Source organism: Photobacterium sp. SKA34 (genome assembly GCF_000153325.1).
In the GTDB taxonomy this organism is placed as follows: Bacteria; Pseudomonadota; Gammaproteobacteria; order Enterobacterales; family Vibrionaceae; genus Photobacterium.
Map to the genome: position 1 here is coordinate 356,671 of NZ_CH724145.1, position 9,069 is coordinate 365,739.

Consider the following 9,069-nt stretch of genomic DNA (forward strand, 5'->3'; position numbering starts at 1 on the left):
ATTGTATAAGACAACGATCACAGTTGCTAGCGAAAACCGAAACAAAATTACAGCCTGACGAAAAAAACAGCAAAGAAAGCTAATTCTCACCAAATTTTATCATACAGCTCATAAAAAATTGGCAGTCGTTAACTTTATTTTAGCCTAGGTTTTCTAAACCCCACTTATAGAGCGCATTCTTTTTCGCACCATGAATTTCCGCTGTCAATGCGGCGGCTTTTTTCAAGGGTAATTCTTTTACTAACAAGCCCAGTGTGCGTAATGATTCTGCTGATAGCTCTTCTTTCTGCGCGCGATGACCGGCGACTAAAACCACCATCTCGCCACGAACACGATTACTGTCTTCAGAAAGCCACTCAATTAACTCTCCTAATGGTGCACCATGGATTGTTTCATAAGTTTTTGTTAACTCACGCGCTAATACTACTTGGCGTTCAGCACCAAGCACGGCTAACATATCACTCAGGGAATCATTAATACGATGTGGCGATTCGTAAAAAATTAACGTGCGCTCATCGTTTGCTAACGCTTGAAAACAGTCACGGCGACCTTTACTTTTGGGTGGTAAAAAGCCCTCAAAGCTAAATCGGTCAGACGGTAAGCCAGCACCACTCAAGGCAGTGATCACTGCACATGGGCCTGGTAATGGCACAACTTTAACACCTGCTTGACGACAGCGATTAACAAGATGATACCCTGGATCACTGATCAGCGGCGTACCAGCATCTGATACCAAAGCAATACTGGTACCTGACTGAAGCTTTTCAATCAAAAAGTCAGCTTTTTGCTGCTCATTATGATCATGAAGCGCAAAGGTGCGGGTTGAGATAGAGAAATGGGATAACAAGCGTGATGTATGGCGAGTATCTTCAGCAGCAATCAAATCTACATTTGCTAACACGTCTAATGCTCGTTGTGTTATATCAGCCAAATTACCGATGGGTGTAGGTACGATGTATAACGTAGCAACATCAACCATGCTTGAATTGGTTTCACTCATTTGTCTTAGATCTCATCTGCAATTAATATCAAGAGTAATTTGTCACAGTTGAATGAATTCAATGCCCAATTTTACCCATAAGCGTAAAAGTGTATCACGACTAATGGCGCCTGTAGCCCTTGCTGTTATTTTAGCAGGCTGTAGCACGTCAAACCTGTACAATCAGCAGGCTCCATTAACGGATATCACTGCGGCAGCCGCTCAAAGCTCAGCCGCCTACCTCAGTAAAGCTCAAGCCAGTAAGGGTACAGAGCGTATTAACTGGGAAATATTAGCCCTTAAAGCAATGATAGAAGAAGATAAATGGCAGCAAGCTGACCAACAAGTTACCAAACTATCACAACAATCTATGAGCCCTTTGCAAATTGCTGAATGGCAACTTGCTCGTGCTGCGATCCGCTATCATCAAGGGCAATATCAAGAAGCACTTAATAGCCTAAATTTCCAACCGTCTTGGCAATTGACGAAAAGTCAGTACCAACGTTATTACACATTCCGTGCTGAATTATTAGATCAACTTAACCATAAATTTCAAGCCGCGCGTGAACGCAGTAAACTTGATTTTTACTTAAGCAACGATCAAAAAGCAGCCAACTGGAATAACCTATGGCATGACTTATCTGGCCACTCCAACGCACAATTAAGTAACGCAAAAATTGGTAGTGATGAAGATGTATTAAAAGGTTGGGTTGAACTTGCTATGCTAAAAAACAGCGCTAGCCGTCAACCAGGAAAATTAAAAAGCGCCGTTGAGCAATGGCTGAGTCAACATCCATATCATCCTGCTAACCAATATTTACCCGCAGAACTTGAAGCGGTAATGAACCTTAAAGCCATTAAGCTAGATCGTGTTGCTTTGCTTTTACCATTATCAGGCCGCTTTGCCGCACAAGGTAAAACTGTACGTGATGGTTTTATTGATGCAATGATGGATGATGCTGAAAGAAGCGCTGATACAAATCTTAATATCTATGATACAGAAGCAGAATCAATGGCTTCAATCATGGCGAAATTACAGCAAAATGGCACTCAATTTGTTGTAGGTCCATTGCGTAAGAATAAAATCTCAGAATTTCAACAAGATAACACCACACACATCAATACGTTGGCGTTAAATATGCCACCTGAAATTAATAGTAACCACCCTAACGCGTGTTATTTTGCCCTATCGCCAGAGCAAAGTGCAGAGCAAGCTGCAGAGCATATTTTCAGTGAAGGTCATCGAAACCCTGTCGTACTCGTACCATCAAACAGTTATGGTCAGCGAGTAAGTACCGCGTTTAATCAAGAGTGGACAAGCTTAAATAGTCAACCAGCACAAGTGGCTACATTTGGTGCAAGCGACGAGATACCACAGCAAATCCGTCAGGTATTTGGGCGCGCCCCAGGTAGTAATACAGATGCGATATATATCGTTGCTAGCAAAAATGAATTGATGACTATCAAGCCATTTATTGAAGCATCATTGCCACCAAGTGGTAACCCACCGCAAATTTATGTTAGCTCTCGAAGTAATCCAGATCGCAAAGGATACTCTTCAGAGATCCAAGGTGTAGAAATCGGTGATATTCCACTTCTAATCAATCCGCCGGCAAGTTATATGGAGCGTTTCAACCAATTGTGGCCGAATGAAGGTAATACCAGCGTTCGTCTTCATGCTTTTGGTATGGATGCTTATCTTTTAAGTAATGAACTACCACAATTACGTGCGATGAATGATTACACAACACAAGGTGTTACGGGCAAATTAAGTGCTGATGGCCAATGTGTGATCCATCGTCAAATTGACTGGGGTAAATTCACTGTTGACGGTATTCAACCTGAATAAACGACAACAAGGTCAAACTTATGAACGGATGGCGGAACAGTTTCTGTCTCGCCACCGTCTTAAGCTTATCGAACGAAATTTTAGCTGTCGCGGTGGTGAAATTGATTTAATTATGCGACAAGGTAAATGTTTTGTCTTTATTGAAGTAAAATACCGGACACATCGCCATTTCGGTTCAGCTTCAGAAGCGGTGAATTGGCATAAACAACAAAAAATAAAACGCACTGCCCTTTTTTGGTTACAAAAAAATGGCTTTTCAATCGATCAAACCGAATGTCGATTTGACGTCGTGACAATTGAAAGTCAAGAACACCATATTGAGTGGCATACCAACATCTTAGTTGAAGGTTAATCATGCTAGATAGCATTCGCGAAAGTTTTACCGAAAGTATCCAAACTCAAATTGCAGCAGCAGAAGCACTTCCAGACTCCATCTCAAAAGCCGCCCAAGTTATGGTGCAGAGCCTATTAAACGGCAATAAGATTTTGTGTTGCGGTAATGGCGGCTCAGCTGCTAATTCACAACACTTTGCTTCATGTCTGATTAATCGTTTTGAAACTGAGCGCCCAAGCCTTCCTGCTTTAGCATTAACAGCTGACACAACAATTCTGACAGCGATCGCTAATGATTATCACCACGACGAAGTGTTTTCAAAACAAGTGCGCGCACTCGGTCAGGCCGGTGATATTCTGTTTGTATTATCAACCAGTGGTAATAGCAAAAACATTATCAAAGCAATGGAAGCGGCACTTACACGTGATATGACTATCATTGCCTTAACAGGTAAAGATGGTGGCGAAATGGCGGGGTTACTTGGTATACAAGATGTTGAAGTTCGTATTCCATCTCAACGTACCGCGCGCATTCAAGAAGGCCACTTACTAACAGTACATTGCTTGTGCGATCTTATTGACCAAGTACTCTTCCCGCACCACGAAGGATAATCAATGAACTGGGTATGCCGCCTATTGCTAATTTTTAGCCTTGTATTACAAGGATGTTCGAGTTTTTCCACGCAAGATCCACGAGATCTAGAACAACATTGGCAAGATCAAAAAGTAGAAATGGATATTGCGGGTCTGGCAAATAGCCGCCAATTTACTCGCTCAATCAGTGCTAACAGTATATCGCTTAACGGTAAAGTACTGCTGATAGGTCAGGCCACGTCTGACGCAGCAAAAACACAATTTGCTCAGCAGGTTAAGCATATTGATAATGTAAAAGATCTTTATAACCAGCTTGAAGTTAGACCTTTACTTAGCGTAGGTGATATTAGTTATGATGCTTGGCTAACCACCAAGGTGAAATCTCAACTTATCGCAAGTAAGCAGTTAACGGGAGCGGTAATCCAGGTGATCAGCGAGGGCGGCCAAGTCTACCTTTTAGGCTATGTTACGCCACGCCAAAAAGAAATAGCGATCAATATTGCGCGAAATATCAATGGTGTTAAAAAAGTAGTGACATTATTCGAACCGAGCCAAAGTCGCTAGTCGCCCTTGTATCGATATAAAAAAACGCAGCCTATTGGCTGCGTTTTTATTAAAGAGAAACTATCTATTTAACAACACGTAAGCTTGGACGACCGCGAGGACGTGGCGGCTCATCATCAGGCTCATCACCGGCAGTTTCAGTTTCACTAACTACGGCGAATGGAGAGCTAGGCTCTGATGCTTCATCAATCATATCTTCGATATTATCAACATCATCAAAGACTGGCATATCTGATTCATAGCTAGGCTCTGGCTCGAACATTGTTCCTGCTCCGTTTTCACGCGCATAAACAGCAAGCACAGCGTACATAGGTACGATAACAGAATGTGGACGACCACTAAAACGCGCATTAAAGCTAACTGCTTCATTACCCAGTTCTAAATTACCCACAGCACGAGGAGCAACGTTTAGGATGATTTGACCATCACTAACGAACTCCATTGGTACTTGTACACCTGGTAATGTTGCATCAACAACCAAGTGCGGTGTGAGATCGTTATCCACTAACCAATCATAAAATGCCCGCAACAAATAGGGACGACGCGGAGTCATTTTTTCCATATCCATATTACTGGCCAGCTAAACGCATTTCACGTTCAGCTTCAGTCAATGAAGCTAGGAAAGAGTCACGTTCAAATACACGTGTCATGTAAGTTTTCACTTCTTTTGCGCCAGCACCACTTAGTTCAATACCCATTTCAGGTAGACGCCATAGTAGTGGAGCAAGGTAACAGTCAACTAAGCTGAACTCATCACTCATGAAGAATGGGAATTCTGCAAATACTGGTGCTAATGCAAGTAACTCTTCACGTAATTGTTTACGTGCTTTGTCAGCTTCATCGGCAGTGCCAGTATTAATCTTCTCTGCAAGTGAGTACCAGTTACGCTCAACACGGTACATCATTAGACGGCTGTTACCACGAGCAACAGGGTAAACCGGCATTAGAGGCGGGTGAGGAAAACGCTCATCCAAGTACTCCATAATGATGTTCGCTTGGTATAGTGCTAATTCACGATCAACCAATGTAGGAACTGACTGATATGGATTCAGCTCTAACAGATCTTCAGGTAGATTCAATGGATCAACCAGCTCGATTTCAACACTAACACCTTTCTCGGCTAGTACGATACGCACCTGATGGCTGTAGATGTCTGAAGCATCAGAATACAGAGTCATCACAGAGCGTTTATTGGCAGCAACAGCCATCAACCCCTCCAGTATATTTAATACACAAAAAGCAATGGAGGCTTAAGCCCCCATTGCGAGATTCTTAACCCACTAGATTACCTTATCAGTGGACATCACGCCAATATTCTTTCTTCAACAGGACTGTTAAAACAAAGAATACCGCAATAAAGCCCATCACCCACAAACCCATTTGCTGTCGTTCCAGCTTCATTGGCTCAGCAGAGTAATCAAGGAAGTTAACCAAATCACGTACCATATCGTCATATTCTTCGGCGTTCAGCTCTCCAGTACCATCAGATTCGATCCCAACAAACTCTTGAACTTTCTCACCGTCAATCGTTTTGGTCTCAAATACTTTATGTGGTGCGCCTTGTAACTCTTCGAGAACATGCGGCATACCTACACTTGGGAACACTAAATTATTAACACCAAATGGACGACTAGGATCGGCATAAAAGGATCGTAAATAAGTATAGATCCAATCTGTACCTCGAACACGCGCAACCAAGGTTAAGTCAGGAGCAGGAGCACCAAATGAGGCTGACGCATACTCGGTTGAAATCGCATTTGTCATCAAATCACCAATTTTGGCATTTTGATCAAAAATCAAATTTTCTTTCATTAACGTTGGTGGAATACTAAGATCTTCTGCCACTCGCTCGTAGCGTTGGTATTCGGTTGAGTGACATCCAGAACAATAATTCATAAATGTCTTTGCGCCACGTTGAAGTGATGCTTTGTCTGTTAAGTCATTATTCGCCGTATCTAAGGGGACGTTGCTACCTGCCGCAAAAGCAAAAGTAGGAAGCATTGCCAGCAGCGTTACAATCAATTTTTTCATTTGAATGTCACCCTCTCTGGCAGCGGTTTCGTTGCCTCATTTTTACTGTAAAAGAACAATAAAATGAAGAACATAAAATAAGCAAAACTAAAGATCTGTGCAAGCAATGTATAAGTAGGTGTTGCAGGTAACGTACCTAAAATACCTAGTGCAATAAAGCTTACAGTGAACTGACAAATATTGATAAAATGCACTTTGCTACGATAACGGAAAGAGCGAACTTTACAGCGATCGAACCATGGTAACAGGAATAAGAAGACAATCGATGCTCCCATTGCCGCCACACCTAATAACTTATCGGGTACCGCACGCAAAATCGCATAGAACGGCGTGAAATACCAAACGGGCGCAATGTGCTCAGGTGTTTTTAGTGGATTTGCAGCTTCAAAGTTTGGTGGCTCAAGGAAGTACCCACCCATTTCTGGGTTAAAAAAGATCACGTAGCTAAAGAAGAATGCGAAAACAGCAACACCAATCAAATCCTTAACTGTTCCATAAGGGTGAAATGGGATTGAATCAATGATGTCATACTTGTTGCTGTAGTATTCATGAAAACGAAATTGTGTTTTATACCCTTCACCTTTAGTGCCCTTAGGCAGTTTTGTCTCAATACCATCAGGGTTATTTGAACCCACCTCATGAAGTGCTAATACGTGCAACACAATGAGCAACAACAATACGATTGGCAGCGCAACAACGTGTAATGCAAAGAAACGGTTTAGCGTTGCCCCTGAGACAACATAATCCCCTCGAATCCAGAGAGTTAGATCATCACCAATTACAGGTATTGCACCAAATAGCGAAATAATTACTTGTGCGCCCCAGAATGACATTTGTCCCCATGGCAACAAATACCCCATGAACGCTTCAGCCATAAGAATGAGAAAAATCAACATACCAAATAACCACAGTAGCTCACGAGGCTTTTGGTAAGATCCGTAGATCAAGCCGCGGAACATATGCAGATAAATCACCACAAAAAATGCGGAAGCGCCCGTTGAGTGCATATAACGCAGCAACCAACCATACTCTACATCTCGCATGATATATTCAATGGAAGCAAATGCCCCCTCACCTGATGGCACATAGTTCATGGTTAGCCAGATCCCGGTTACGATCTGATTAACAAGCACCAACATGGCAAGAGAACCAAAGATGTACCAAAAGTTGAAATTTTTCGGCATCGGATATTCAGATAAATGCTTTCTATAAGCATTCGTGACGGGTAAACGTTTTTCAATCCAACCTAGTAGCGCGTTCATTATACGGCCTCCCCATCAACACCAACGATAATCGTGTTGTCATCTAAGAATTGATATGGAGGTATCACGAGGTTCAATGGCGCAGGCACGCCAGCAAATACACGACCAGCCATATCAAATGTAGAGCCGTGACATGGACAGAAGAACCCTGACGATACGCCATTTACTTGTTCATTAAAGCTATCGGGTAAATAAGTTGGAGAACAGCCAAGGTGAGTACAAATACCCAAGGCTAAAAAGATTTCAGGCTTTACTGAACGGAATTCATTTTGTGCATAAGATGGCTGCTGAGGCTCGTCTGATGAAGGATCTCGCAATTCACCATCATGGGTACTTAACTCTTGTAAGACAGCCTTGCTACGACGAACAACCCACACCGGCTTGCCTCGCCATTCAACGCGAACCATTTGTCCATCTTCTAATTTACTGATATCAACTTCGACAGGTGCACCGGCTGCTTTTGCTTTCGCACTCGGATTCCATGATTTAATAAAAGGAACGGCGATAGCTGCAGCTCCTAACCCGCCAACAACCGAGGTTGTTGCGGTCAGAAAGCGACGTCGTCCTTTGCTTACTGGCGCATTGCTCATCCAATATTCTCCCTTACTCCCGCCTTGGATTATTATTATGTCCTTATGCATCCCTGGAGCTACGGCTAACTTCCAACGAAAAGGTAACAGTAAAATTACAAATTCAAACTGTTTCCAACATAAAAAGGATATGTAACAGACGATATTTTGACAAGTTAAAGGTACTTTTTTGCAAAAAATGTGAGAAATGCATTCTTTTTTGCAACCTAACGATAACATCGTTACTTAAAATTAATTTTTTGCTGTATAGAGGGCGATGGTAAATGAAGGGACAAAGCAGGAGGTTAATTGCTAACTTATTAATAAATAAAAAAAAGCCCAACCCGAAGGTTGAGCTTTCTGTACACAGTAGCCAGATAAACTCTGGAAGCGAAAATTAACGCTTAGAGAACTGTGGACGACGACGTGCTTTACGTAGACCAACTTTCTTACGCTCAACGCAACGAGCGTCGCGAGTAACGTAGCCAGCTGCACGTAGAGCAGGACGTAGAGTTTCATCGTACTCCATAAGAGCGCGAGTGATACCGTGACGGATTGCACCAGATTGACCAGTGATACCACCACCTTTAACAGTGATGTATAGGTCTAGGTTCTCTGTCATTTCAACAAGCTCTAGAGGTTGACGAACAACCATACGCGCTGTTGGGCGACCGAAGTATTCTTCGATGCTACGCTTGTTGATAACGATGTTGCCAGTACCCGGTTTGATGAAAACGCGAGCTGCTGAGCTTTTACGGCGACCAGTGCCGTAGTATTGATTCTCTGCCATTGTCATAATTCCCAATTAGATGTCTAGTACTTTAGGCTGTTGTGCAGCATGGTTGTGCTCAGTACCTGCGTAAACTTTTAGCTTACGGTACATAGCAC

General features: G+C 42.6%; 11 protein-coding genes and 1 pseudogene. 4 read left to right on the forward strand and 8 right to left on the reverse strand.

The annotated features are described in order from the left end of the window. Positions 1-139: 139 nt before the first annotated feature. Positions 140-1,000, reverse strand: a complete 861-nt coding sequence (gene rsmI / locus SKA34_RS20215) for a 16S rRNA (cytidine(1402)-2'-O)-methyltransferase (RefSeq protein ID WP_006647337.1) — start codon at positions 998-1,000, stop codon at positions 140-142. A 103-nt stretch (positions 1,001-1,103) separates the two neighbouring features. On the opposite strand from rsmI, the gene SKA34_RS20220 reads away from it, so the two are divergent. The 4 genes from SKA34_RS20220 to SKA34_RS20235 are packed head-to-tail and all read left to right on the forward strand — an operon-like array spanning position 1,104 to position 4,319. After that, positions 1,104-2,828, forward strand: coding sequence for a penicillin-binding protein activator (locus SKA34_RS20220; RefSeq protein WP_050764812.1), 1,725 nt, complete (start codon positions 1,104-1,106; stop codon positions 2,826-2,828). Then, a complete protein-coding gene (locus SKA34_RS20225; protein WP_006647339.1) occupies positions 2,806-3,180 on the forward strand; it encodes a YraN family protein in 375 nt (124 codons plus the stop codon). The genes SKA34_RS20220 and SKA34_RS20225 overlap by 23 nt, the downstream gene beginning before the upstream one ends. Before the next feature lie 2 nt (positions 3,181-3,182). After that, on the forward strand, positions 3,183-3,773 hold the full coding sequence (locus tag SKA34_RS20230; protein WP_006647340.1) for a phosphoheptose isomerase: 591 nt from the start codon (positions 3,183-3,185) through the stop codon (positions 3,771-3,773). Positions 3,774-3,776: 3 nt separating this feature from the next. Continuing rightward, positions 3,777-4,319, forward strand: coding sequence for a BON domain-containing protein (locus SKA34_RS20235; protein ID WP_006647341.1), 543 nt, complete (start codon positions 3,777-3,779; stop codon positions 4,317-4,319). 64 nt (positions 4,320-4,383) lie between these two features. Here the strand turns inward: SKA34_RS20235 and sspB are convergent, their stop codons facing one another. From sspB to SKA34_RS20270, 7 genes and pseudogenes are all read right to left on the reverse strand, one after another. Then, complete coding sequence (sspB, locus tag SKA34_RS20240; protein WP_006647342.1) at positions 4,384-4,887, reverse strand: ClpXP protease specificity-enhancing factor; 504 nt, start codon at positions 4,885-4,887, stop codon at positions 4,384-4,386. A 1-nt stretch (position 4,888) separates the two neighbouring features. Next, a complete protein-coding gene (gene sspA, locus SKA34_RS20245; RefSeq protein WP_005371197.1) occupies positions 4,889-5,527 on the reverse strand; it encodes a stringent starvation protein SspA in 639 nt (212 codons plus the stop codon). A gap of 85 nt (positions 5,528-5,612) precedes the next feature. Further along, positions 5,613-6,350: a cytochrome c1 gene (locus SKA34_RS20250; protein WP_006647343.1), complete on the reverse strand. Its 738-nt coding sequence runs from the start codon at positions 6,348-6,350 to the stop codon at positions 5,613-5,615. Next, positions 6,347-7,612 (reverse strand): cytochrome bc complex cytochrome b subunit, encoded by a 1,266-nt coding sequence (locus SKA34_RS20255; RefSeq protein WP_006647344.1) that lies wholly within the window; start codon positions 7,610-7,612, stop codon positions 6,347-6,349. Before SKA34_RS20255 ends, SKA34_RS20250 begins: the two co-directional genes overlap by 4 nt. Continuing rightward, entirely contained in the window at positions 7,612-8,202 is a 591-nt protein-coding gene (gene petA / locus SKA34_RS20260; RefSeq protein WP_006647345.1) for a ubiquinol-cytochrome c reductase iron-sulfur subunit, read from the reverse strand. Before petA ends, SKA34_RS20255 begins: the two co-directional genes overlap by 1 nt. 376 nt (positions 8,203-8,578) lie before the next feature. Continuing rightward, a complete protein-coding gene (rpsI, locus tag SKA34_RS20265) occupies positions 8,579-8,971 on the reverse strand; it encodes a 30S ribosomal protein S9 (protein WP_005371189.1) in 393 nt (130 codons plus the stop codon). Positions 8,972-8,986: 15 nt separating this feature from the next. Further along, positions 8,987-9,069, reverse strand: a pseudogene (locus SKA34_RS20270) (uL13 family ribosomal protein); the annotation flags it as partial.

Coding starts and splice junctions, on each gene's coding strand:
- rsmI (WP_006647337.1), bottom strand. CDS start 1,000: ATGAGTGAAACCAATTCAAGCATGGTTGATGTTGCTACGTTATACATC.
- SKA34_RS20220 (WP_050764812.1), top strand. CDS start 1,104: ATGGCGCCTGTAGCCCTTGCTGTTATTTTAGCAGGCTGTAGCACGTCA.
- SKA34_RS20230 (WP_006647340.1), top strand. CDS start 3,183: ATGCTAGATAGCATTCGCGAAAGTTTTACCGAAAGTATCCAAACTCAA.
- SKA34_RS20235 (WP_006647341.1), top strand. CDS start 3,777: ATGAACTGGGTATGCCGCCTATTGCTAATTTTTAGCCTTGTATTACAA.
- sspB (WP_006647342.1), bottom strand. CDS start 4,887: ATGGATATGGAAAAAATGACTCCGCGTCGTCCCTATTTGTTGCGGGCA.
- sspA (WP_005371197.1), bottom strand. CDS start 5,527: ATGGCTGTTGCTGCCAATAAACGCTCTGTGATGACTCTGTATTCTGAT.
- SKA34_RS20250 (WP_006647343.1), bottom strand. CDS start 6,350: ATGAAAAAATTGATTGTAACGCTGCTGGCAATGCTTCCTACTTTTGCT.
- SKA34_RS20255 (WP_006647344.1), bottom strand. CDS start 7,612: ATGAACGCGCTACTAGGTTGGATTGAAAAACGTTTACCCGTCACGAAT.
- petA (WP_006647345.1), bottom strand. CDS start 8,202: ATGAGCAATGCGCCAGTAAGCAAAGGACGACGTCGCTTTCTGACCGCA.
- rpsI (WP_005371189.1), bottom strand. CDS start 8,971: ATGGCAGAGAATCAATACTACGGCACTGGTCGCCGTAAAAGCTCAGCA.